The sequence below is a fragment of the Paraburkholderia sp. BGA-UO-ETr-F21 genome (assembly GCF_059567925.1).
On the sequence record NZ_JCAQOY010000037.1, the window covers coordinates 135,935 to 160,421 of the forward strand.

Annotated in this window: 23 protein-coding genes; 12 read left to right on the forward strand and 11 right to left on the reverse strand. The window is 62.8% G+C overall.

Going from position 1 to position 24,487, the window contains the following annotated elements:
• Window positions 1-6 precede the first annotated feature (6 nt).
• The 5 genes from AC57B1_RS24265 to AC57B1_RS24285 all read right to left on the reverse strand — a co-directional run bounded on the left by AC57B1_RS24265 (window position 7) and on the right by AC57B1_RS24285 (window position 4,546).
• A complete protein-coding gene (locus AC57B1_RS24265; RefSeq protein WP_496418937.1) occupies window positions 7-933 on the reverse strand; it encodes a 2-hydroxyacid dehydrogenase in 927 nt (308 codons plus the stop codon).
• Window positions 934-955: 22 nt separating this feature from the next.
• The gene (locus AC57B1_RS24270) at window positions 956-1,732 is read right to left on the reverse strand and encodes a class II aldolase/adducin family protein (protein ID WP_496419319.1); all 777 of its coding nucleotides are present in this window, start codon (window positions 1,730-1,732) and stop codon (window positions 956-958) included.
• 107 nt (window positions 1,733-1,839) lie between these two features.
• Window positions 1,840-2,499 (reverse strand): RraA family protein, encoded by a 660-nt coding sequence (locus AC57B1_RS24275; RefSeq protein WP_091808921.1) that lies wholly within the window; start codon window positions 2,497-2,499, stop codon window positions 1,840-1,842.
• A 33-nt stretch (window positions 2,500-2,532) separates the two neighbouring features.
• On the reverse strand, window positions 2,533-3,885 hold the full coding sequence (locus tag AC57B1_RS24280; RefSeq protein ID WP_091803814.1) for an MFS transporter: 1,353 nt from the start codon (window positions 3,883-3,885) through the stop codon (window positions 2,533-2,535).
• 229 nt (window positions 3,886-4,114) lie between these two features.
• On the reverse strand, window positions 4,115-4,546 hold the full coding sequence (locus AC57B1_RS24285; protein ID WP_091803811.1) for an Lrp/AsnC family transcriptional regulator: 432 nt from the start codon (window positions 4,544-4,546) through the stop codon (window positions 4,115-4,117).
• Window positions 4,547-4,763: 217 nt separating this feature from the next.
• Between AC57B1_RS24285 and ocd the strand changes: the two genes are divergently transcribed.
• The 3 genes from ocd to AC57B1_RS24300 all read left to right on the forward strand — a co-directional run bounded on the left by ocd (window position 4,764) and on the right by AC57B1_RS24300 (window position 7,673).
• The gene (gene ocd, locus AC57B1_RS24290) at window positions 4,764-5,840 is read left to right on the forward strand and encodes an ornithine cyclodeaminase (protein WP_496418938.1); all 1,077 of its coding nucleotides are present in this window, start codon (window positions 4,764-4,766) and stop codon (window positions 5,838-5,840) included.
• Between the two features lie 50 nt (window positions 5,841-5,890).
• A complete protein-coding gene (gene ctlX, locus AC57B1_RS24295; RefSeq protein WP_496418939.1) occupies window positions 5,891-6,829 on the forward strand; it encodes a citrulline utilization hydrolase CtlX in 939 nt (312 codons plus the stop codon).
• Between the two features lie 175 nt (window positions 6,830-7,004).
• Window positions 7,005-7,673 carry an RraA family protein gene (locus AC57B1_RS24300; RefSeq protein ID WP_496418940.1) on the forward strand — a complete coding sequence of 223 codons (669 nt, stop codon included), beginning with the start codon at window positions 7,005-7,007 and terminating at the stop codon, window positions 7,671-7,673.
• Window positions 7,674-7,818: 145 nt separating this feature from the next.
• Here the strand turns inward: AC57B1_RS24300 and AC57B1_RS24305 are convergent, their stop codons facing one another.
• From AC57B1_RS24305 to AC57B1_RS24330, 6 genes are all read right to left on the reverse strand, one after another.
• The gene (locus AC57B1_RS24305) at window positions 7,819-8,853 is read right to left on the reverse strand and encodes an L-idonate 5-dehydrogenase (RefSeq protein ID WP_408351822.1); all 1,035 of its coding nucleotides are present in this window, start codon (window positions 8,851-8,853) and stop codon (window positions 7,819-7,821) included.
• Window positions 8,854-8,965: 112 nt separating this feature from the next.
• Complete coding sequence (locus AC57B1_RS24310; RefSeq protein WP_408351819.1) at window positions 8,966-10,405, reverse strand: NAD(P)(+) transhydrogenase (Re/Si-specific) subunit beta; 1,440 nt, start codon at window positions 10,403-10,405, stop codon at window positions 8,966-8,968.
• Window positions 10,402-10,734, reverse strand: coding sequence for an NAD(P) transhydrogenase subunit alpha part 2 (locus AC57B1_RS24315; protein ID WP_091803796.1), 333 nt, complete (start codon window positions 10,732-10,734; stop codon window positions 10,402-10,404). Before AC57B1_RS24315 ends, AC57B1_RS24310 begins: the two co-directional genes overlap by 4 nt.
• Before the next feature lie 10 nt (window positions 10,735-10,744).
• Entirely contained in the window at window positions 10,745-11,887 is a 1,143-nt protein-coding gene (locus AC57B1_RS24320; protein ID WP_496418941.1) for a Re/Si-specific NAD(P)(+) transhydrogenase subunit alpha, read from the reverse strand.
• Window positions 11,888-12,056: 169 nt separating this feature from the next.
• Window positions 12,057-13,166, reverse strand: coding sequence for a porin (locus AC57B1_RS24325; protein ID WP_408351812.1), 1,110 nt, complete (start codon window positions 13,164-13,166; stop codon window positions 12,057-12,059).
• A gap of 121 nt (window positions 13,167-13,287) precedes the next feature.
• Window positions 13,288-14,496 carry an aspartate transaminase gene (locus AC57B1_RS24330; RefSeq protein WP_408351809.1) on the reverse strand — a complete coding sequence of 403 codons (1,209 nt, stop codon included), beginning with the start codon at window positions 14,494-14,496 and terminating at the stop codon, window positions 13,288-13,290.
• Between the two features lie 274 nt (window positions 14,497-14,770).
• On the opposite strand from AC57B1_RS24330, the gene nac reads away from it, so the two are divergent.
• The 9 genes from nac (at window position 14,771) to AC57B1_RS24375 (ending at window position 24,428) form a co-directional block, all read left to right on the forward strand.
• Entirely contained in the window at window positions 14,771-15,697 is a 927-nt protein-coding gene (nac, locus tag AC57B1_RS24335) for a nitrogen assimilation transcriptional regulator NAC (RefSeq protein WP_091803787.1), read from the forward strand.
• 128 nt (window positions 15,698-15,825) lie between these two features.
• Window positions 15,826-16,335 (forward strand): acetyl-CoA carboxylase biotin carboxyl carrier protein, encoded by a 510-nt coding sequence (locus AC57B1_RS24340; RefSeq protein ID WP_408351806.1) that lies wholly within the window; start codon window positions 15,826-15,828, stop codon window positions 16,333-16,335.
• Window positions 16,336-16,341: 6 nt separating this feature from the next.
• Window positions 16,342-17,694 (forward strand): acetyl-CoA carboxylase biotin carboxylase subunit, encoded by a 1,353-nt coding sequence (gene accC, locus AC57B1_RS24345; RefSeq protein WP_408351803.1) that lies wholly within the window; start codon window positions 16,342-16,344, stop codon window positions 17,692-17,694.
• Window positions 17,695-17,777: 83 nt separating this feature from the next.
• A complete protein-coding gene (pxpB, locus tag AC57B1_RS24350; protein WP_408352082.1) occupies window positions 17,778-18,449 on the forward strand; it encodes a 5-oxoprolinase subunit PxpB in 672 nt (223 codons plus the stop codon).
• Window positions 18,446-19,453, forward strand: a complete 1,008-nt coding sequence (locus AC57B1_RS24355) for a 5-oxoprolinase subunit C family protein (protein WP_408351800.1) — start codon at window positions 18,446-18,448, stop codon at window positions 19,451-19,453. The genes pxpB and AC57B1_RS24355 overlap by 4 nt, the downstream gene beginning before the upstream one ends.
• A gap of 3 nt (window positions 19,454-19,456) precedes the next feature.
• Window positions 19,457-19,924, forward strand: coding sequence for a biotin/lipoyl-containing protein (locus AC57B1_RS24360; RefSeq protein ID WP_408351797.1), 468 nt, complete (start codon window positions 19,457-19,459; stop codon window positions 19,922-19,924).
• Window positions 19,925-19,950: 26 nt separating this feature from the next.
• On the forward strand, window positions 19,951-20,718 hold the full coding sequence (locus AC57B1_RS24365) for a LamB/YcsF family protein (RefSeq protein ID WP_091808914.1): 768 nt from the start codon (window positions 19,951-19,953) through the stop codon (window positions 20,716-20,718).
• Window positions 20,719-20,877: 159 nt separating this feature from the next.
• Window positions 20,878-21,636, forward strand: coding sequence for an SDR family oxidoreductase (locus tag AC57B1_RS24370; RefSeq protein ID WP_408351794.1), 759 nt, complete (start codon window positions 20,878-20,880; stop codon window positions 21,634-21,636).
• An 8-nt stretch (window positions 21,637-21,644) separates the two neighbouring features.
• Window positions 21,645-24,428, forward strand: coding sequence for a phosphoenolpyruvate carboxylase (locus AC57B1_RS24375; protein ID WP_496418942.1), 2,784 nt, complete (start codon window positions 21,645-21,647; stop codon window positions 24,426-24,428).
• Window positions 24,429-24,487: the final 59 nt, after the last annotated feature.

Here is a 24,487-nt window from a genome sequence, read left to right on the forward strand (position 1 = left end):
CTTCGCTCAATATCCGCGTGCGATGTCGACCATGTTCTGCAGCGGTTCGCCGCAAATCAGCCTGCGTGCGTTGTGCGCCACTTGCGCGCCGATCGTCTCCGAGCTTGCCACCGAAGCCATGTGCGGCGTCACAATCAGATTGGGTGCGCGCCATAAATGATCTTCGGGGGGTAACGGTTCGATCGGGAACACGTCGACGATCGCGCCGCCGATCTTCCCGCTCTTCAGTGCCGCGATCAGATCCGCGGGCACCAGATGTTCGCCTCGGCCGACGTGAATCAGCTTCGCGCCAGGCCGTAAGTGCTCGAACGTGTTTGCGTTGAGAATCCAGCGGGTTTCGTGCGTGAGCGGCAGGAGACACACGAGAATGTCTGTCCCCTGGAGAAATGGCTTGAATTCCTCGGCGCCGGCGAAGGTCGTCACGTTCGGCAATTCACGGGCCTTACGCGCCCAGCCGCGCACTGCGAACCCGAAGCGCTGCAAATCCGTCGCGACGCGGCTGCCAATTTCTCCCAATCCCATGATGCCGACGGCGCATTCGGAAGCATCGCGCTGATCGTGGCGGAACCAGCGATCAAGGCGCTGATTGGCGAGCACGCGGTCGAGTTGGCGATGAAAATGCAGCACTCCCCACGTGACGAATTCACTCATACCGCGCGCGTGTTGCGGATCGACGACCCGGCACAGCGGCACGGCGGGCAGGGCAGGGTCTGACAGGATGTTGTCGACGCCCGCGGCGATGCTATGAACGAGCCGCAGTTTCGGCAACTCCGCCAGCGCGCCGGCCGGCGGGTTCCAGCACACGGCTATTTCAGCATCGCCGGCGGACTGCTCGCCGTGCACCACGACATCCAATTCAGGGGCTGCGCGCAGAATTGGCTGCACGAGGTGTGACATGTCGTAGTCACGGCTCATCAGAACTAATTTGGTCATGGCATTGAAGCAGAAAACGGGCTTAGCTGCGGTAGTCGGATTGCGGGTCGTCGATCAACCGTAACGCCGCGCGCCATGCCAACTCCGAAATTTCCGCGGAGTCGTCGCGAGCGAATTGGCTCGCGGTCAACTCGCACACTTCCCGCGGTGGAATGCGCAGCGCGCTGCCGCCGGCCAGCGCCTGGATTTGCGCCTGACAGGCTCGCTCGAGGAAATAGATCTCGTGGAACGCTTCGGCTGCCGTGGCGCCGGCCGCAAGCAACCCATGATTGCGCAGGATCATCGCCTTGCAGGAACCGAGGTCGCGCACCAGGCGCTCACGCTCGCCGAGTTCCAGCGCGATGCCTTCGTAATCGTGATAGGCGAGCTTGCCGTAGAACTTCAACGCATGCTGACTGATCGGCAGCAGCCCTTGCTCCTGAGCCGATACCGCTGTTCCCGCGGCGGTGTGCGTATGGATCACGAAATGCAGATCGTCGCGTGCCGCGTGGATGGCCGAATGAATCGTGAATCCCGCGGCGTTGACACGAAACAACGCCGGTTCGCTGTGAGCCCGCTCGTCGATGACGTTGCCGAGATGATCGATCTTCTCGAGGTCCGACGCGCGCATTTCGTGAAACAGCACGCCATAGCGGTTGATCAGAAAGGCCGGCGGCTCGCCCGGCAAGCCGGGCAGGCGCGCCGTGATGTGCGTGTCGATCATGTCGGTCATGCGGAAGTGCGCGGCCAGCCTGTAGAGCGCCGCCAGTTCCTCTCTTACCTGCTGTTCGGCAGCCGGCTGCGCCGGTTTGTCGCTCATGCGATCGGGGGTAGGGGTAGATTGCATTTCAGAAGTCTCCCGGGTTCTCACTTGCTGTAGTGCGCATAGTGTTCGTTAGCGTGTCAGTGTCCGTCAACTTCATTGTTCTAATGCTGATCATTAGCGGCGTGAATACTTGATGAGATGAAGCATTGCAGGACCTCGTGAAGCGGCGCTTTGGCGTTGAGCCGAGCCAGAATCGAGGGTTCCGCGTGATCGGACGCCAGAGCCAGATCGATCACGGCGGCAAGCGCCGGTGCCTGGGTGAACAGCACGCCATTGTCGTCGGCCAGCACAATGTCGCCTGGGCGCACCACGACTGCGCCACACACCACCGGCTCGTTGAACTGACTCGACATGGTGTCGCGTTTTTTGGTCGTCAGCAATGACGTTCCGCGCGCGAATATTGGCAGCCGCGTGCTGCGTAGTTCGATGAGATCGGTCACCACGCCGTCGACAATGACGGCCTTCGCGCCGGCGTTGAGCGCGGCGCATGCCGTGACTGCTCCAACCGGCGCATGAGTATGATTGCCGCTCATATCGATCACCAGCACATCGCCGGGTTTGAGTTGCGACAGGGCGCGGTTCACGGGGATGGCGTCGGGAGATAGCAATTTGAGCGTCACCGCGCGCCCGATTACTTTCACGTTGGGGACCATCGCGCGCAGGCGATGGTCCGCGAAGCCATTCTCCAGGAAATGCCCGAGTGTCGGGAAGCTGACGGATTCGAGGCTGTGCAGTAACGATGAGTCTGGTGTGTCTTGCATCAGAGCGGCCTTTTCCGTTTGCATATCAACCCTTCACGAAATGCTTGCGGTGGCGGCATTCGCGCGCGCCGCGGACGAGATATCGCGGCGGAGCGTCTCCGCGAGCAGCACGAGCGCGAGTGCCGAAACAGCAGCCGAGCCCATCATGTACCACGCCACCGACGAACCTCTGCCCGTAGCGGACAACAATGCGGTGGTGACAATCGGCGTAGCTGCGCTGCCGAGCAGCCCCGACAACATATAACTCACCGACAGGCCGGAGTAGCGAACCTCGGTGCCGAACAACTCCGCGAGGAAGGTGGCAATGGGTCCGTAGTTCGCGGCGAAGGCGGTCATCATCAGCAGATAACCGAGCAGCGCAAACGGAAACTCGCGCGTATCCAGCAGCCAGAAAAGCGGAAAAGCGAGCAGAGCCTCGGCGACAATGCCGCCGATGATCACCGGCTTGCGGCCCACGATGTCAGAGAGCTTGCCGAAGGCCGGCAGCAACACGATGCAAAGCGCGCAGGCAATCAGTGCAATGGAGAGCATCGCGTTGCGTGAGAATCCCAGCGTCTGCGTCCCATACGTTAGCCCGAACGCGACAATCAGGTTGAACGAGGTACCCGTCGACATCGTCGCGATACCGCCGAGCAGAACCTGCTTCCAGTATCGGGTGAGGACCTCGGCGATCGGCAACTTGACCTGCGCGTCGGCTTCCTTGATCTTGCGGAACGACGGCGTTTCGGATGTGTTCAGACGGATGTAAAGCCCGACCCCCACGAGCAATGCGCTCGCAAGGAACGGAATGCGCCAGCCCCAGGAGAGCAGTGCGTCGTTTGAAAGTGTGGCATTGCAGACCAGAAACGCCAGATTGGCGATCAGGGTGCCGGCAGGCACGCCGATCTGCACCCACGAGCCATACAGTCCACGCTTGCCTGCGGGGGCATGTTCCACCGCCATCAGCACGGCGCCGCCCCATTCGCCGCCGAGCGCGAGTCCCTGAATGACGCGCAAGGTAAGCAGCAGAATGGGCGCCCAGATGCCGATCGACGCATAGTTCGGCAGCAGGCCGATCGAGAACGTCGCGATGCCCATGATGATGAGCGACACCAGCAGCATCGCCTTGCGTCCGAGCCGGTCGCCGAAATGGCCGAACAGGGCGGCCCCGGCAATGCGCGCGAGGTAGGCGGAGGCGAACGTGCCGAACGCCAGCAAGGTGCCGACTAACGGGACAAAGCCGGGAAAGAATACCTTGTTGAAGACGAGTGCCGAGGCGGTGGCGAAGACGAACAGGTCATACCATTCTACGGTCGTGCCGATCACACTCGCCACCGCGATCTTTTTCATGTTGGCCGGGGCGCCGTCTGATGGGGGTGGTGTGTCCGCGGGGCGATAGGACGTCATGGGTTTCTCCTTGAGGCACAGCAGTTTCAGTGGATGAACGCAGCGATTGCGCGCATGGCCTGGTGCCTTTATCGGAAACCAAAAAGAATAAGTAAAAGTCTGTTTTCTAATCCTTTGTATTAATGGAGCGAATGATCGCGGATGCAAATCAGGAGGTGGATGCGCGCGGCTGTTGGCGGGAAACGCCTGGAACAGCAAGCTTGGGCATGGCGCGCAGTGCGTGCCGCGATCACGCTTTGTGTGTCGACAAGAGAATGCTGGTTTCCGTGCTGGCAATGCCGTCGATCAAACGGATCGTGCCGAGTACGCGATCAAAATTCTCCAGCGAGTCCGCCAGCAGTTCCGCAATGAGGTCCCAACGCCCGTTGGTGCTGTGAATCGTGGCGACGTTTGGATGACCACGCAACACCTTCACGACCTCTGCCGCCCGATTGCCCTGCACGGCAATCGACATCAGCCCGCGAATCCGGTGCTTTTCCACGGCCGGCTTCAACTTCACCGTATAGCCGACGATCACGCCGTTCTTTTCCAGCCGGGTCAACCGGTTCTGAACCGTTGCCCGTGCCACCCGCAACTGTTGTGCGAGTGTGACGACTGGCGTGCGCGCGTTGTCGCGCAACAGCGCGATGAGCTGATGGTCCACGTCGTCAAGGCTGATCATGTAATTCGCTTCCTTTGCATGACGCTGAAACGGGCGCTTTGCCGTTCGTTGACGGCAATGGTTGCGTCGGATAAACAAATTGCCATTCAGTATGGGCAAATTGCTCATTAAGTTAGCTATTTTGTCATAAGTGGAAACTTTTTGTTGGCCTGGGTTGCGGAAATAATGGCTTATCAGGCGGCTCGCGGAGCCGCGCCCAACCCAGGAGACAAACCCCATGACCCGCTTCCTCGATGTGCCCGCTACCAGCAGACTGATCGCTTCATTAGGTGTCCCACGGTTCCTGAGTGAACTCGTCGACACGTTGCATGCCGACTACGTTCGATGGAACGACTTCGACAAGTCGCCGCGCGTGGCCTGCCATTCGCGGGAGGGCGTGATCGAGTTAATGCCCGTTGCGGATTCACGGTTGTTCGCGTTCAAGTACGTCAATGGCCATCCGGTCAACGCAGAGCGAGGCATCCATACCGTGATGGCATTCGGTGCGCTGGCCGATGTCGACACGGGCTATCCGCTTCTCCTTGCGGAATTGACGCTCACCACCGCACTGCGCACGGCCGCCACGTCGGTACTTGCGGCAAAGGCACTCGCGCGGCCGGAATCCAGAACGATGGCGCTCATCGGCAATGGCGCACAGAGCGAGTTTCAGGCAATCGCATTCCCCACGCTAATGGGCATCGAGGAAATCAGACTGTTCGACCTCGACGAGCGTGCGACGGACAAGCTCGTACGCAACCTGTCTGCATTTCCGGCGCTGCGTACCGTGCGGGCTGCGTCCACCGCTGAAGCTGTGCGCGGCGCGGATATCGTCACGACAGTGACAGCCGACAAAGCTTACGCGACCATCCTGACGCCCGACATGATCACTCCCGGTATGCATTTGAATGCTGTCGGCGGCGATTGTCCGGGCAAGACGGAGTTGCATGCCGACGTGTTGCGCATGGGGCGTGTGTTTGTCGAATACGAACCGCAGACTCGAATCGAAGGCGACATCCAGCAACTGCCCACCGACTTCCCCGTCACGGAACTGTGGCGCGTCCTGCGAGGCGAAGCAGCCGGGCGCGATAGTGCTACGCAAGTCACGGTGTTCGATTCAGTGGGTTTCGCGCTCGAAGACTATTCGGCGCTTCGTTACCTCGACGGGCTCGCGCGTCAGCACAATGCGGGCGTCGAAATCTCGCTGATCCCGCCTGCCACTGATCCGAAGAATCTGTTCGCGCTAATTGGCGCGTCTCAGGAAAGAGCGTCGGAGCCAGCACTCGGGGCGGCCGACGTCCTCGCGTTCGCCCGCTGAATCTAACGTGGCCCGTCGTCGTTCCCACTGTCTTTCGTCCCTCGCAATCCATGACACTTCTGTCGATTCAAGCGCCGGCCTCGGTCGTGATGATCCGCCCGCATCGTTTTCTTCCGAACCCCGAGACCGCCGCCGACAACGCTTTTCAGCGCAGCGCGCCGTGTGGCGGCGAAGGCACGGCACACTCGTTGGCTGCCGCGGCACACGCGGAAGTCACCGAAGCCGCGCGTGTGCTGAGTGCCGCGGGCGTGTGCGTCCATCTGTTCGACGATCATGGAGAGCGGGGCACGCCGGACTCCGTCTTCCCCAATAACTGGTTTTCGACCCATCCCGGCGGTCATGTTGCGCTGTATCCAATGCATAACGTCAACCGGCGGCGCGAGCGCCGGGCCGACGTGATCGACATGCTCAAGAGCGAATATCGCGTTCAGGACGTGATCGATTATTCCGGGCTGGAGCACGACGACGTCTTTCTCGAGGGCACGGGCGCGATGGTGCTCGATCACATCGCTCGTATCGCCTATACAGCGCGCTCACGCCGAGCGGATCCTGTTGCGCTGGAACGGTTCTGTACGCATTTCAACTTTGAACCGATATGCTTTGACACAGCCGATGCCGATGGTCGCCCTATCTATCACACTAACGTCATGATGAGCGTCGCCACCGAGTTCGCGCTGGTCGGCATGAATCTGATCGTCGACCCGAAGCGCCGCGACGATATTCACCGGCGTCTCACGGAGACCGGTCGCACGGTGATCGCATTGCAGAATGCACAGATCGCGAGCTTCGCCGGCAACGCGCTCGAACTGTCGGGCCGGGATGGACGGGTGCTCGCGCTCTCCAGGCGCGCTTTCGAGTGCCTCACGCACCAGCAGCGCGAGCTGATCGAGCGCTCTGCGCAGTTGCTTCCGCTGGAGGTGCCGACCATCGAAATGGCAGGCGGGTCCGTGCGATGCATGCTCGCGGGCATCCATCTCGCGAGGCGCTGAGCCTATCGGCGGATCAATCGCGTGATGAGCGTCCGCTATCGAGCCGGGATGACTCAGCGGGTTCTGCCTCATAAGCATTTGCTATTGCGCAAGAACGAAGCCGTCTTGGCGCGATTCGCTGGGGCGATATACCGTTGTAGCCGTGTATCAGCCACCCCGGAAGCCAAGATCGATCATGTACAAAGCCATCAGGAAAAACCCTTCGGCCGCTCAGGCTGCCGACACGATTCTTACCGCACTACGCGCTATTCCCGTCTCCGCGCTTAGCGACAACATGCATCGCAACATCGGCAGTGTCGGGCTCCATCCGTATCAGCGGCCCGGCAAGCAGACCATGGCGGGCACGGCCGTCACCGTGCGCTCGCGAGGCGGCGATAACCTGACTTATCTGCGCGCGCTGGAGTTTTGCCGTCCCGGCGACGTGCTGGTCGTGGACGCGGGCGGCGATTTGAACAATGCGGTGGTCGGCGGAATTTTGTCTTTCTATGCGGCTCACGTGGGCGTTGTCGGTCTGGTGGTCGATGGTGCAATCCGCGATGTCGCCGAAATTCGTGAGCGGGATTTTCCGGTCTACGCGCGTGGGGTGACGCACCGCGGCCCGTATAAAGACGGTCCGGGTGAGATCAACGTGCCGGTGTCGGTCGGCGGCATGGTGGTGAATCCGGGCGATATCGTGGTCGGCGACCAGGATGGCTTGCTCGCCATCCCGCAAGACGATGCGGGATACGTGATCGAGAAAGCGCTAGCCGTTCTGGAAGCGGAAGCCGAAACCATGCGGGCGATGAAGGAAGGGCGCTGGAACCGCGCGTTCATCGACACCCTCGAAGCGCGATGCAATAACTGAGCAAGGCGTAGCGCGTAGCGCAAGAGCCGACGTCAGCGTCGGCTTTTTTCATGGTTCACGGAAATGGTAGCGGGAATGCTCTTCGACTATCCGCGCGCCCCGGCGCTCGTTGTAGTCGAAGAGAGGGGCGTGCCCGATCGCGTAGTCAATCGAAAGTCACCAACACCTTCATCGATCTGGAGCGGTCACCGGCGGTCTGGAATGCCTTGACCGATTCCTGATACGGAAAGATGCCGGAGATCAGGGGCTTCACGTCGATCAAACCCTTGTTCAGCAACTCGACGGCCACGGCGAATTCTTCGTGGAAACGGAACGCGCCGCGCAGGTCGAATTCCTTGGCGACGATCACGTTGATGGGCAAAGCGATATCTCCGCCAAGTCCCACCTGGACGATCACGCCGCGCGGCTTGAGTACGTCGAATGCGCCACGCAGTGCCGCCGCATTGCCACTCGCCTCGAACAGAACGTCGAAGCTGCCCTTGTCGACGGCAAACGGCGCGAGCGCGTCCGGCGTTTCGGCAATGTTGATCGCGAGGTCCGCACCGACCTTTTTTGCGCTCTCGAGCGGCAGCGTGTTGACATCGGTCACCACGATCGTGGCCGCACCGGCTCGACGCGCAGCGGCCACAATCAACGCGCCGATCGGCCCGCAGCCCGTCACGAGCACGCGTTTGCCGAGTAAGGGACCCGCGCGTCGCACGGCATGCAGCGCGACGGAGAGCGGCTCCGCCATGGCGGCTTCCGCATCGCTCAAGGAGTCCGCGACTACATGCGCTTGTGAGCGGTCGATCACGATTTCCTGCTGGAATGCGCCCTGCACGTGAGGCGTGCGCATCGCGCTGCCGTAGTAGCGCATATCCAGACAATGATTCTGCAGCCCTTGCTGACAGTACTGGCACAGACCGCAAGGCCGGCTCGGGCTGATGGAGATCCGCGTGCCAACGGGCATGTCGATCACGCCGGGTCCGACGCGCGAGACGGCGCCGGACACCTCGTGGCCGAGCACCATGGGTTCCTTGATGCGGACCGTGCCGAAACCGCCATGATTGAAGTAGTGAAGATCGGAGCCGCAGATGCCGCCGGCTCGAACCCGCACCAGCATCTGGTTGGCTTGCGGTTCGGGCGTGGGCACCTCCTCGATGCGCAGATCGAGCGGTGCGTGAATGACGAGTGCATGCATGGTAAGAGCCTATAACGGTAAATGCAGGGTCAGCACGCTATACGTTAGCGCTGAAGGGCCCAGCCGACAAAGATCAAAGTCGTCTGGGCCGATACTTGCCGCTTATGGATGCTTATTCGAGCGCCTTGGTCATGTTCTCGATCACCTTTTTGGCGTCGGAAAACACCATCATGGTTTTGTCCATATAGAACAGGTCATTGTCGAGGCCGGCGTAGCCTGAGGCCATCGACCGCTTGTTGACGATCACGGTGCGCGCCTTGTAGGCCTCCAGAATCGGCATGCCGGCAATCGGCGACGCCGGGTCGGTTTTCGCGGCCGGGTTGACCACGTCGTTTGCGCCGAGAACGAGCACGACGTCGGTCTGGCCGAACTCCGCGTTGATGTCGTCCATTTCGAATACCTGGTCGTACGGCACTTCGGCCTCGGCGAGCAGCACGTTCATATGGCCGGGCATACGGCCCGCCACCGGATGGATCGCGTAACGGACGTCGATGCCCTTGTCGGTGAGCTTGTCGGTCAACTCTTTTAGTGCATGCTGTGCGCGTGCGACAGCGAGGCCGTAGCCCGGTACGATCACGACAGATTCGGCATTGCCGAGCAGAAACGCGGCATCGTCGGCGGAACCTGATTTGACCGGCCGCTGCTCGCGCTTGAGGCCGCTGTCAGCGGAGGCTTGCGCACCGAAGCCGCCGAGCAGCACACTGAAGAACGAACGGTTCATCGCCCGGCACATGATGTACGACAGAATCGCACCGGACGAGCCGACCAGTGAGCCGGCAATGATCAGCATCGGGTTGTTCAGCGAGAAGCCGATGCCCGCCGCCGCCCACCCCGAGTAGGAGTTGAGCATCGAGACCACCACCGGCATGTCGGCACCGCCGATCGGAATGATGATCAGCACGCCGAGCGCGAAAGCGATCGCGGTCATGACAATGAAGGACCACCATGACTGCGTCAGAAAAAAAGCAATGCCGAAGCCCACCATGGCGATCGCGAGCGCGAGGTTGAGCGCATGCTGTGCGGGATACACGACGGGTGCGCCCTGGAACAACCGGAACTTGTATTTGCCCGACAGCTTGCCGAATGCGATCACCGAACCGGAGAACGTGATCGCGCCGATAAACGTGCCGATGAACAACTCGACGCGATTGCCGTACGGCAGTTCGCCGCCGCTTGCAGCGAGACCGAAGGCGGACGGCTCTGACACCACGGCATAAGCAATGCAGACAGCGGCCAAGCCGATCAGCGAGTGCATGGCTGCGATCAGTTCGGGCATTTTTGTCATTTCGACCCGTGCGGCGACCACCGTGCCGATCGCGCCACCGACAATCAGTGCGCCGACGAGTACCGTCAGCCCGAGTATCAGATCCGATCCGAGCGAAGACGCCTGTTTGCCGATCAGCGCGAGCGTGGTCAGCATGGCGATGGTCATGCCGGCCATGCCGAAGACATTGCCGAGTCTGGCGCTTTTCGGATTCGACAGCCCTTTGAGCGCCTGAATGAAACAGACGGAGGCGACGAGATACAACAATGTGACGACATTCATACTCATTGCGCGACTCCGTTGACCGCGTTTGCGGCCGGCTTTTTAGCTTCTTTCTTCCTGAACATTTCGAGCATGCGGCGCGTCACGAGAAAGCCGCCGAACACATTGACCGCCGCCAGCGCCACGGCGATTGCGCCAAACGCCTTGCCTGCGCCGCCCACGGTGAGTCCCGCGGCCAGCATGGCGCCGACGATGACGATCGCGGAGATCGCGTTGGTGACGGCCATCAGCGGCGTATGCAAGGCCGGCGTCACGTTCCAGACGACGTGGTAGCCGACATAGATCGCCAGCACGAAGATGATGAGATTGGTCGTGGTGTGAGAGATGAGTTCCATCGCGGTCTCCTTATGCGGTTTGCAGCATCGCAGCGTCGTGACCCAGCAAGGTGGCCGCCACGATATCGTCGCTGGTGTCGATCTTCGGATTGCCGCCGGTGTCGATGATCAGCTTCAGAAAATCGAGCACGTTGCGGGCATACAGTGCGGAGGCGTCCGTGGCAACCATGGCCGGCAGATTCGTGTAGCCGGCGATCTGTACGCCGTGACGCAGCACCACCGCGTCGGCTTCGGTTAACGGACAATTGCCGCCGCGCCTTTCGTCCACGACGGCTCCTTTGCCTGCGGCCAGGTCGATGATCACCGAGCCCGGCTTCATCGCGCGAACCGTGTCCTCGTTCAGCAGAGTGGGCGCGGTGCGTCCCGGGATCAACGCTGTCGTGATGACGATGTCGGCCTGTTTGGCCCGCTCGTGCACCAATGCACTCTGGCGCGCGAGCCACGAAGGCGGCATGGGCCGCGCATAGCCGCCTGCGCCTTGGGCGGCCTCGCGTTCTTCGTCGGTTTCGCACGGTACGTCGAGAAACTTGGCGCCCAGCGATTCGATCTGTTCCTTGACGGCGGGACGCACGTCCGATGCTTCGATCACCGCGCCGAGACGCTTGGCCGTGGCGATCGCCTGCAGACCCGCGACGCCCGCTCCGAGGATGAGTACGCGTGCGGCCTTGACGGTGCCCGCGGCGGTCATCAGCATCGGCACGAAGCGCTGGTACAAGCCGGCTGCCAGCAGCACGGCCTTGTAACCGGCGATATTGGCTTGCGACGAGAGCACGTCCATGCTTTGCGCGCGCGTGGTGCGCGGAATCGATTCGAGTGCGAAAGCGGTCACGCCCGCAGCGCGAATGTGAGCGACATGATCGGCGTCGAACGGATTGAGCATGCCGACCAGAATCGCGCCGCGTGTCATCTGCCCAAGTTCGGTTTCTGTGGGCGCCTGCACCTTGAGTACGAGGTCGGCCGCGAAAGCTTCGGCGGCGTCCACCAGGGTAGCGCCTGCCTGCGCATACGCCGCGTCGGGAAAATGACCGTGTTCACCCGCCGCGCTCTGGACCAGCACGGTATGCCCCTGCGCGGTGAGTTTTTTGACTGTTTCCGGCGTGCCGGCGACACGCGTTTCGCCGGCGCGGCTCTCGGCAGGAATGCCGATTCTCATGAGTGTTCCTCCAGGAATGAATGGATGAGATGGGCGGATCGAGGTCCGCCTTTCGATGTCGGGACGTGCATTGACGATCGGGACACAACTGCGTGTCCCGATGTGGTGTGGCTTTCGAAGCGCGCTTCCGGCCTCGTGAGATGCCGGAAGAAAATGGCTGTCGCCGGTGTCAGAACTTGTGGCGCAGGCCGATCGCGGCTTCGAATAGCGAGTTGAAGCCATAGAACGGCTGGTTCGAGCCGGACGCGGCGGCGAGGGTGGTCCATGCGCCGGTGAGATGGTTGTAGTCCACGCCGACGTAGACATCGGTGCGCTTGCTCAGCAGATAATCGAGCGTCGGGCCGGTTGTGATGCGCGTACCGCTCTGGCCCGCATGGTGGACGAAGTCGATGTAGAACGGCAGATCGAGTACGAGCGCGGGCGTAATGTAGTACTGCAGCGCAGTGGAGAACGAGTCGTTGCGATAATCGGCCGGATAGACGTGGCTGTAGATATACGAGCCATACACCTTCGCGGCGCCGAATTTATAGGTCGCCCCCGCAGTGAAGATCTTTTGCGAGCTGTCCGGAATCGTTACGCCGAAGTAGGTGCTGCCGTAGGCAGTCGTCGAAGGATTCAGGCCGCCGATGTTGTTGACGATCTGATAAGCCGCGCCGACGCTCAGCGGGCCGTGGTCATAAGAGAGGCTCACGGCCGGCGACGAATTCTGGTGGATGCTGCCCGCTGTCTGGCCGAACGTGTACGCACCCTTGAGGGTGAAACCGGCCAGCGTGGGGGAGGTATAGCGCACCGTGTTGTCCAGCCGGCCGCCGCCGGTCAGTCCGGCGCCCTGAAAGCCGACCGTGCCGGTGTAGTTGGCGAACGCGTAAATATCGTGCGTCCAGCCCATTTCGTGCACGAGGGTGTATTGCCGGCCCGCCGTCACCGTGCCGTAGGGGCTGCTCAGGCCGACCATCGCGGTACGGCCGAACAGGCGGGCCGCGCCGGACGGCGTGGATTGCTGCGTCACGCCGGTATTCGGGGTGAAGCCGCCCTCGAGCTGGAAGATCGCTGCCATGCCGCCGCCGAGATCTTCGGTGCCCTGCAGGCCCCAGCGGCTTCCCTGGATCTCGCCGCCGCTACCCATCGTGAAAAGCTTCCCGCCGGATTTGTTCTGGTGGGTGTCGTAGCGCACGGCTTCGTCGATGATGCCGTAGAGGGTAACGCTCGATTGCGCGTGCGCGATCCCTGAAATAGCCAGTCCGAATCCAGTTAGTATGCCTAAAGTATGCTTTTTCACGAATAGATCCCCTTGCAGATTGACGAAAGATGGAAAACTCCAGACCGACTGCCGCGTCCTGTCGGCGCGGCATGTCTTTTTATTGAGCGACGAAGCGGCGTGCCGAGCCGTCGCCGTGCTCTCAGTTCAGGGCGGCGACGGCGGCAGCGATCTTCCTGCAGCCTTCGTCGATGATCTCGATGCTCGTGGCGATCGACATCCGGAAGAAAGGCGACACGCCGTAGGCCGATCCGGCAACCAGCGCGACGCCCGCCTGCTCCAGCAGATAGAGAACCACGTCGGCGTCTCCTTCGAGTCGCCTGCCTTGCGGCGTTGTGCGGCCGATCATGCCGCCGCAATTGACGTACAGATAGAAGGCGCCGCCCGGCGTCTTGCAACTGATGCCGGGAATCGCGTTGAGCGCTTCGAGCGCGTGGTCGCGGCGCTCTCGGTAGGTCCGCACGGATTGCTGCACGAAGTTCTGGTCGCCGGTCAATGCGGCGAGCGCCGCGGCCTGACTGATCGAGCTGGCGTTGCTGGTGGATTGCGACTGAAGCGTGTCCATGGCGCCGATCAGATCGGCGGGGCCGGCTGCGTAGCCGATGCGCCAGCCGGTCATCGCGTAAGTCTTCGAGACGCCGTTGACCACCAGCGTGCGCGAAGCGAGTTCGGGTTCGATCGACAGCAGATGCTGCGATGCTTCGCCTTCGAAGCGGATGTGCTCGTAGATATCGTCCATCATCACCAGCACTTGCGGGTGACGCAGTAGCACGTCCGCCAGCGCGCGCAGTTCGGCGGCCGTGTAGGTCGCGCCGGTGGGATTGGTCGGCGAATTGATGATCAGCCAGCGCGTGCGCGACGTAATCGCCGCTTCGAGCGCGGCGGGCGTGAGCTTGAAACCGTCGGCCTCGGTGCAGGGCACGACGACCGGCACGCCGTCGCAGGCAAGCACCATGTCCGGGTACGACACCCAGTACGGCGCGGGAATCAGGACTTCGTCGCCCTCTTCCACGGTGACGGCGAGCGCGTTGAAAATCGCATGTTTGGCGCCGCACGTCACGATGATGTGCTTGGAGTCGTACGAGAGACCGTTCTCTCGTTGCAGCTTCGCCGCGATCGCGGCGCGCAGCGCCGGCGTGCCCGCCGTTTGCGTATAGCGTGTTTCGCCACGTTCCATCGCTTCGAAAGCGGCCTGGCGAATATGCGCCGGCGTGTCGAAGTCGGGTTCGCCGACCACGAGGTTGACGATGGTCTTGCCCTGCCGCCGCAGTTCCGCGGCGCGGTCGGCCGCGGCGCTGCTCGGCGAAGGTTTGATTCGCTGGACGCGGGCGGCGATGCGCGATGCACTCACACTTGACTCCTCAACAGCATTTAACGAGCCTTCACATTAAGCGTGAGAAAAAGTTCAAGCCAAGACGTCTTTCCGCTGGGGCAATAACATCCGCTTATGACACGACGACACGCGCGCGAGGGCGGCGCGCACAGCCTCGGTCCATGCGGGAATACGCTGATATAGCGCTCTTTTCAGCGCGCCGGGGCGAGCGGGGAGTTTTTTAAGCACTGTGCGGCGGACGGCGCTTGCCCTATCATTGTTGCCATCCCTTAATGTTGATGGCGTGACTACCGTGAACCTGCGGCGTTTGAAGTACTTCGTGAAAATCGTCGATATCGGCAGCCTGACTCAGGCCGCCGAAGTGCTTCATATCGCGCAGCCGGCGCTCAGCCAGCAGTTGATCACGCTCGAAGACGAGTTCCAGCAACAACTGCTGGTGCGCACGAAACGCGGCGTCACCGCCACCGAGGCGGGCGCCACGCTGTATCGCCACGCACAGTTGATCCTGCGCCAGTACGAACAGGCACAGGCCGACGTGAAGAGCGCTGGCCAGACGCTGTCGGGCCAGGTTTCGGTGGGCCTTGCGCCGGGCACCGGCGCGTCGGCGCTGTCGTTGCCGCTGTTGCGAACCGTGCGGGCCCGGCATCCGGACATCCTGCTGTATATCAATGAAAACTTCGGCACGACGCTTAGCGAACTGATCATGAACGGCCGCATGGATATGGCGGTGCTGTATGGCGACAAGCCTGTGCACGGCCTGTCGTTCCAGCTTCTGATGAACGAGGAACTGTTCCTCGTCGCGCCGCGCAGCATGGGCATCACGCAGGAGCAGATCGGGGTGACCGAATTGCGCGACGTGCCGTTGCTGCTGCCGCGTCCGTACAACTATCTGCGCAAGTATGTCGACGAAGGCTTCGCGCGCGTGCAGATGATCCCGAAGGTGGTCGCCGAAATCGAATCCGCATCGACGCTCTCGGCGGCGGTGAGCGCGGGAATCGGCGCGACGATCCTGCCCGATTCCACCGCGCGCGTGGTGGCGGCCGCGGGCGACATCGTGCAATGCCGGATCGTTTCACCCGTCATCAAGATTCCGCTTTCGGTCTGCCTGTCCGACCATCTGCCGCTTTCGGAGCCCGCCGCGGCCGTCAAGGACATCCTGCTGGAACTGGCGGGCGACCTCGCGCTCGACGTGCGCTTCGAGCCCGGCGCCGATACATAAGCGCACCTTATCGCTACAAAGCCAAACCGTCTTGGCGCAATTTTTATGTGACGGATACATTGAGTCCATCGTCGATCGCCCCGGCTCGCAGTGAGCCGGAGCGCATGCAACCGGCTACGGACTCAGAGATGGATCTCCAGAAGATTAAGGCGCTTATCGACCTGTTGGCGGAATCTCCGCTGGCCAAGCTCGAAGTCATCGAGGGCGAGGAAAGGGTCAAGCTCGTGAAGGCGAAACGGCGTGGCAAACGCCAGCATGCGCCGGTGGGCGAGCAACGTATCGCCACGAAGTCGGCATCCACGGATACGCCAGAGGCTCAATTGCCGCTCGCCGAACCGGCTCGATCCGCCGAGCCGGCCCGCACACCCGAGGTATCCTCCACAAACGCCGAAGCCGCGAGAACACCTCGACTGGTTCATGCGCCCATGTTCGGTGTCGTTCATCTCACGCCAGCGCCGGGCGAGGCGCCGTTCGTGAATCCCGGCGACACTGTCGAGGAAGGGCAAGTGCTCTGCACGATCGAGGCGATGAAAATGTTCAACGCGATCGAATCCGAGTTCAGCGGCGCCGTTCTGGAGGTTCTCGTCACGCCGGGCAGCGAGGTCGAATCTGGCCAGCCGCTTTTCCGGATCGGTTGAACGGCCATGTTCAATAAAGTACTGATCGCCAACCGCGGCGAGATTGCGCTGCGAATCCAGCGCGCCTGCCGTGAACTGGGCCTGCAAACGGTGGCCGTGCATTCCGAGGCCGACGCCGATGCCCGCTATGTCCGGCTCGCCGACGAGGCGCTTTGCATCGGCCCCGCGTCGCCGGGGCAAAGTTACCTGAACCGCAGCGCGATCCTGTTCGCCGCGCATGTGAGCGGCGCGCAGGCGATTCATCCGGGCTACGGCTTCCTGTCGGAGAACGCGGATTTCGCCGCGCAGGTCGAGGCTGCGGGCATGGCCTTCATCGGCCCCGAACCTGCGTCGATCCGCACCATGGGCGACAAGGTCGCGGCCAAGCGGGCGATGCGCGCGGCGGGCGTGCCGTGCGTGCCCGGCCCCGACGGCGGCTTGCCCGACGACCCCGCCGAAATCCTGCACGTCGCTGAAGAAATCGGCTATCCGGTAATCGTCAAGGCGGCGGGTGGCGGCGGTGGACGCGGCATGCGTGTCGTGCCCGGCCCCGAACAGTTGCTCGAGGCGGTCTCGGTGACGCGCGAGGAAGCGCGCCGCGCCTTCGGCAAACCCGAACTGTATGTCGAGAAGTTTCTCGAGCATCCACGTCACGTCGAAATCCAGGTTTTGTGCGATACGCACGGCAACGCCTTGTGGTTGGGCTCGCGCGACTGCTCGCTGCAACGGCGTCATCAGAAGGTGCTGGAGGAGGCGCCCGCGCCCGGCATCGATCCGGAACTGATCCGGCAAGTGGGCGAGCGCTGCGTCGCCGCGTGCCGGCAGACGAACTACCGCGGCGCCGGTACGTTCGAATTCCTGTTCGAGAACGGCCAGTTCTATTTCATCGAAATGAACACGCGCTTGCAGGTCGAGCACCCCGTGACGGAAATGACCTCGGGCATCGACATCGTGCGGGAACAGATTCGCATTGCTCAAGGGCACGCGTTGACGATTCGTCAATCGGATATTCGCACCCAGGGCCATGCGCTGGAATGCCGGATCAATGCCGAAGACCCGTTCACCTTCGTGCCGTGCCCAGGGAAGATTTCCGTGTGGGAGTTGCCGGGCGGCAATGGCGTTCGGGTGGATTCGCATATGAGCGGCGGCGCTGTCGTGCCGCCTTATTACGACTCGCTGATCGCCAAGGTGATCACATACGGCGCAACCCGTGAGGAGGCACTGGCGCGCATGCGTCTCGCGCTCTCGGAGATGCGCGTCGAAGGCATTCGCACCAACGTGCCGTTGCATCAGGCCATGCTCGAAGACGAAGGATTCGGCGCAGGCGGGGTCGATATTCATCATCTGGAGCGCTGGCTCGCCAAGAGGAAACAGACATGACGCTGACCGTTGAGCATGCGTCGATCGCGCAAGCGGACGCAGTCGAACGGCCACGGCCGGAATCACACAGGACCGCTCTAGCCATGAAACAGGACGAATCGGAGCAGCCGCTTCGCATCAGCATGCTGGGTACGACGGCCATGCTGTTCGAAGCGCCGGGCGCACTCGATCTGCATGCGCAGCGCCGCATCTGGGCGCTTGCGCGCGAAGTCGAGACGTGGCCTGGCGTGCGTGAGGCGGTGCCCGGCGTCACCAATCTGATGTTGACGTTCATCACGCCGCCGGCGGACCTGAATTCGCTCGACGCCGCATTGCGCGACGCGTGGGCCGCCGCAGGCGAATTGCAGATCGAAGGTAGAGTCGTGGAGCTGCCGGTGGAGTACGGCGGCGAATTCGGGCCGCACCTTCAGGACGTGGTGGATCACACCGGATTGTCCGTCGATGAAGTCGTGCAACTGCATTGCGCGCCGCTCTACACGGTCTATGCGCTCGGCAGCCATCCTGGCTACTGTTATCTCGGCGGCATGGACACGCGCATTGCCACGCCGCGGCGCAAGGTGCCGGTGCTGGGCTTGCCTGGCGGCGCGGTGTCGATCGGCGGCGTGCAGACCGGCGTCTCGGCCTCCGCCGGACCGAGCGGCTGGAACACCATCGGCCATACGTCGATGTCGTTCTTCGACCCCGCGCGCGCGAATCCCGCCACGCTCGCCCCCGGCGACATGATCCGTTTTCGCGTCGAGAGGATTGTTCCATGATCGAGATACTGTCTTCGTCCGCGCTCGCGACCGTCCAGGACCAGGGGCGCGAAGGCTATCTGCGCTACGGCGTGGGCACGGCCGGCGCGATGGACCGGCTCGCGCTCGCGGTCGGCAACCTGCTGCTCGGCAATCCGGACGACGCGGCCGGCATCGAGATTCCGATGTTCCCGTTTCGCATCCGCTTCCTCGAAGACCTGGCGTTCGCCATTACCGGCGCCGACTGTGCGGCGCGTTTGGGCGACCGGCCGGTGCTGCCGTGGTGGACGGTGCAGGCAAAGCAGGGTGACGTGCTGACGATCGGTGTGCCGACGAGCGGCACGCGTTGCTACCTGTCGCTTGCCGGCGGCGTGGATGTCCCGGTGGTGCTCGGTTCGCGCAGCACACAGTTGCGCGGCCAGTTCGGCGGCTACAACGGCCGTCAGTTGCAGAAAGGCGATGTGCTGAAGGCCGCGGAAGCGGGCGGCCGCGCGCTTGCCCAAGATCCTGCGCCCGCCGCGGGATTCGGCACCGTGCCGCCGGAGTATTCGTTGCCGGCGCCGCTCACCGTGCCCGCCGCCGAGGCTGGCGACACGGTCGTGCGGGTGCTCCCCGCCGCCGAATACGACTGCTACCAGCCGGACTCGCTGGAAGCCTTCTGGCGCGACGGCTGGAAAGTCACGCCGCAAAGCGACCGCTACGGCTATCGCCTTGCCGGTCCGGCACTGGTCCCCACGCATACGGTCGAAAAGCGCTCGCATGGGATCGTGCCCGGCGTGATTCAGGTGCCGCATAGTGGTCAGCCGATCATTCAACTGCGGGATGCGCAGCCTTCGGGTGGCTATCCAAAGATCGGCACGGTTATCGAAGCGGATTTGTGGCGGCTCGCGCAGGCGCGCATTGGTACGAAGATCCGTTTTGTTCAGACGACGTATCCGGAAGCCGTCGCGGCGCTTGACGAACTGAACGGTTATCTCGTCAAGGTGCGCAATCTCGTCGAGCTCTTTCGTCCTTCCCCACACTGAAACATGACCCAAGAAAACGAAGTGGATATCGGCGAGTTGCGGCAGATCACGTCGTGGCTGGCAGCGGTCGATATCGAGTTCATCGAAATCAGAAGGCCCGGGGCGACGGTTCGTTTGACGCTCGAGCAGGCAACGTGCACGGACGGCGCGAGCGCGGCGGAGCCGGTGTTTGCGCCTGCGGATTCTGGTGCAACGGCGGCCAGCGCATCGAACAGCGCGCAGCCGCGCACCGTCAGCGTGAACGCCAGTTCGGCCGGCGTCTTTCTGGTGACCCATCCGGCGCGCTCGACGCCGTTGGTCGACGCGGGTGCTCACGTCAAGGCGGGCGACATTGTCGGCTTGCTACAGATCGCGCAATTGTGCGTGCCGGTCGTCGCACCGGTGAATGGCGTGGTGACGCGCACGCTTGCCTCGCACGGATCGACGGCCGGGTACGGTACGCCCTTGCTCGAACTCTCGCCGGCGGCGTAAAGCAATCAACGAACGGAGAGTGAATGGTGGAAATCGACCTGAACGCGGACCTCGGCGAAGGCTTCGGACCTTACCGGATGGGCGAAGACGAAGCGATGCTCGATATCGTGTCGTCGGCCAACGTCGCGTGCGGCTATCACGCGGGCGATCCGGTGATCATGGACAAGACCGTGCGAATGGCGCTGGCGCGTCAGATCGAGGTCGGCGCGCACGTGGGCTTTCCCGATCTGATGGGTTTCGGCAGGCGCCAGATTCAGGCCGATCCGCTGGAATTGGCCAATTACGTGGTGTATCAGATGGGCGCGCTCGCCGGCATTGCAAAGACCGCGGGACATCGCGTGACGCACATGAGCTTTCACGGTGCGCTGGGCAACATGGCCGCTGCATCGTACGAACTGGCCGAGCCGCTGGTGCGCGCGGTCGCCGAGTTCGACCGCGATCTGATCATCAGCGTCTCGACGAATACGGAAATCGAGCGGGCAGCCGATCGGATCGGCATTCGCACGGCGAACACCTTTCTCGCCGACCGCGCGTACGACGATCAGGGTGCGCTGGTGTCGCGCAAGCTCGAAGGCGCGGTCATCAAGGATCGCGCTGCCGTGCTGGCGCGTGTCAAGGAGTTGCTCGAAGCGGGCACCATCACGACGATCGCCGGTAATAAGCTCAAGGTCGCGGTCCAGTCGATCCTGCTGCACGGCGATACGCCGGGCGCGGTCGATCTCGCGCGCACGGTGCGCGGCGTGATCGAATCGGCGGGCGGCAGGGTGGTGCCGGTGTCGAAACTGGTGCGCTAGCCGCCGCGCGGGCGGCCGGTCTGAGTCAACCATAAGGCGGCCTTATCGCTACAAAGCCAATCCGTCTTTGCCCCGCGTTTTCACCGCATATACATTGGTAACAGGCTTGTCGCACGCCTCGAAGGTGCGGCATTTCAGAACTACAGATAGAGGTCATTCATGCCGTTTTCAGACTATAAGACCGCGCTGGTGACGGGCGCTTCGACAGGGATGGGCGCTGCGATCGTCGAGCGCTTCCGCCGTGAAGGACTCGAAGTGCATGCGATCGCCCGCAACGCCGATCGTCTGAATGAACTGGCGGAGCGCACCGGTTGCATCCCGCACGCAATCGACGTGCGCGATCTGGCCGCGCTGACGAAACTCACGCAGGAGGTGCCCTTCGATATCGTCGTGAACAACGCCGGCATTTCGACCAAAGGCTCGATTCTGGACGCGGGCGCCGACGACATCGATCTGCAGGTGGAAGTGAACCTGCAAGCGGTCCTGCATATCGTGCGTCTCACCATGCCGGGCATGGTCGAGCGGGATCGCGGGCATATCGTCAACATCAGCTCGATCGCGGGTATCTACAACTTCAACGGCAACTCCATTTATAGCGCCACCAAGGCGGGGATTCACGCGTTGTCGCGCCAGTTGCGCGTGGATGCGACCGGCAGGCGCGTGCGCGTGACGGAGATCTGCCCGGGCCGTGTCGCGACTGACATATTCGGTCATGTGCATGGCGATATCGAAGAGGCGCGCAAGAAATTTATCGACGGCTTCGAATTGCCGCTGCCTTCCGATATCGCCGATGCCATTGCCTTCGCGATCGCCGCGCCGCTGGCGGTCAACATCAGCAACATGGAAATCCTGCCCACGCTGCAGGTGCCGGGCGGGCTGACGACGATCAAACGCGAACCGGCCGGCCACGACGAGTAAGTGCAAGCATGCGTTCGAATCTCGCCGAGTTGGCGGACCGGCTGCTTGCGCTGGTAGCCAGTACCCGAGCCCGCACGAGCGGCGACCCGTTGAGCAATCCGGTTCTCACGATTGCGTTCGACATCACGCGGCAGGTCGAGAGCGGCGAACTGGGCCATGACGCGATCGTGGCGCTGATTCGTCATCTGCGCGACCAGGCGTTTTCGGATCGTGCAGTACGTCTCGCGCGTTATGTGGGTGGCGTCGATTCTCAGACGAATGAACGCGCGCTGGCCGAGGTTGCGCGCAACGCGCTGCGACCTGCCGATGGGCACAGCCGGCCCGACCTGGAACAGTTTCGTAAGCAGGTGGAACGCACGCGTTACGCTGCGGTGTTCACCGGCCATCCGACTTTTGCATTGCCGCCGGAGATCGGGCGCCATCTCGCGGAACACGCTTGCGGCGCCGCGCGTGAGTCGTTCGAATCGCATCGGCCCGCCACGGTCACGCTGGTCGATGAATTCGAACAGGCCGCGGTTGCGATCACGCATGGTCGTGACGCGCTGGACCGCTTCAACGCAGCGCTATTGGCGGTGGCGCGCGATGCATGGCCCGACCGCTGGGCCGCGCTGGTTCCCCGGCCGATGGTGCTGTCGACCTGGGTCGGCTACGACACGGATGGCCGCACCGACATTGGCTGGTGGGACACGCTGCGCCTGCGCTTGCGAATCAAGCGCTTACAACTGGCACGGCTGCGCGTGCAGGTGGCACAGATTGCAAGCGCACGCCAGTTATCGCACAGGCTCGACATCGCGTTGGCGGCGCTCGATCGGCAGATCGCGGCATGCCCGTCGAGTCAGGATCCGCATCAAGTGTCGCGTTTTGCGCATGTTCTCATCGGGAGTCGCGATGAGGCATGCGTTTGCACGGCACCGTTGCTCTCGCTATTCGAAGACGCCATCGCTCACTCGGCCGACAGCGACCGGCTCGCACTGTGCGTCGCGCGTGCGGGTCTTGCCGCGCACGGACTGGCGCTCGCGCATACACACGTGCGTTTGAATGCAAGCCAGTTGCACAATGCGGCGCGTCATCGGCTGAACATCGTCGATCCCGTGGATGCACCCTCGCGCCGCCGCGCCATGCTTGCCGCGATCAATGTGGCGCTCGACAAGGTCGAAGCCGTTCCGGTCGACTTCGGTGCGTTGCTGGTCGAACAGGCGACAGCGGTGCGGATGATGATGACCGTCGCGCAACTGGTGAAGCATATCGACGGGTCGACGCCCGTGCGCTTTCTGATCGCCGAGACGGAGAGCGGCTACACGCTGCTGACCGCCTTGTGGCTGGCGAGGCTGTTCGGCGTCGAGCGGCACATTGAAATCAGTCCGCTGTTCGAAACGGCGGAAGCGCTCGAACACGGCGCACACGTGCTCGACGAAGCGCTCAACAGTACGCACTACCGCGCTTATGTTCAGCAACAGGGGCGCATTGCGCTGCAGTTCGGTTACTCGGACTCGGGACGCTACGTCGGTCAACTCGCTGCCAGCTTTCTGATCGAACGCCTGCGGCTGAAGATTGCGCAGACGTTGGCTCGGCACGGCATGCAGGGTGTCGAAGTGGTGCTTTTCGATACGCACGGCGAGAGCATCGGGCGAGGCGCGCATCCGGGATCGCTCGCTGACCGCCTCAAATACCTGTCTCCAACGGCGTCGCGCCATGCGCTCAACGACGCGGGGCATCCGGTGCGCGAGGAAAGTGCGTTTCAGGGCGGCGACGGCTATCTGCTGTTCGGCACCCGGGAGCTGGCCCTCGCGACTGTCGCACGGTTGGCTGAGCATGCATTCCACCCGCCGGTCGGTCCGGTCGACGATCCGATCTATGCCGATCCGGATTTTGCCGCCGATTTCTTCGGCTCGATTCGCGCCACGATGACCGAGCTTGTCGACGACGCGGGTTATACGGCCATGCTCGGCGCGTTCGGCCCGGCGCTGCTCGACCGCACGGGTTCGCGACCCGCCGCGCGGCAGAGCGACGGCGCGGTGGCGCGCACACGTATCCAGCATCCGCGCGAGTTGCGGGCGATTCCGAACAACGCGATTTTGCAGCAGCTCGGCTGGTGCGCGAACACATTGCATGGATTGGGCGCCGCCGCAGCTCGCCAGCCCGAGGCATTTGCGCAGATGCTTGCGCGCAGCAGGCGCTTTCGCCGGGCGCTCGACTTCGCCCGTTGTGCGCTCGCGCATTCGGACATTGAAGTGCTTCGCGCGATCGTTTCAACGCTGGACCCCGGCATGTGGCTCGATCGCGCGCTCCATGCGACCGACGCTGACCAGCGCAGCGCGCTGCTCGCCGTCGCTTCGACGCTCGATCGCCTCGGTGCATCCGCCGCGTTACAAGCGATGTTCCGCCGCGCGCTAGCCGACGATCTCGCACTGCGCGCCGCCTGGCCGGATCGAGCCGGCATGAGCGATCGCGAGACTCTGCTGCATGCTTTACGCCTTGCACTGATTCATCGCGTCTGGCTGCACGCCACCCATATCCCCGAATTCGCGCCGCGCCCGAGTGTGACGGCGCACGGGCTGCACAGCGCGATCATCGGCCTCGACTTGCCAGCCGTCCTGCCGTTGCTGGCGGAGATTTTCCCCGAGCAGGCCGACCAGTCGGTCGCGATCGACTTCGCCGAGCCGGCCGGCCCGCGCGCGAAGGGACCCTACGTGCGCGAACACGCCGAGATCTTTACGCCCATGTCGCGGCTATTCCATTGCATTCGCGAGATATCGACCGCGGTGACCCATGAGGTCGGCGCGTTCGGCTAACCCATTCCGACTCTTGCGCGACTGAAGCGCGAGAGACATCAGCAGAATCCAACAAGGAG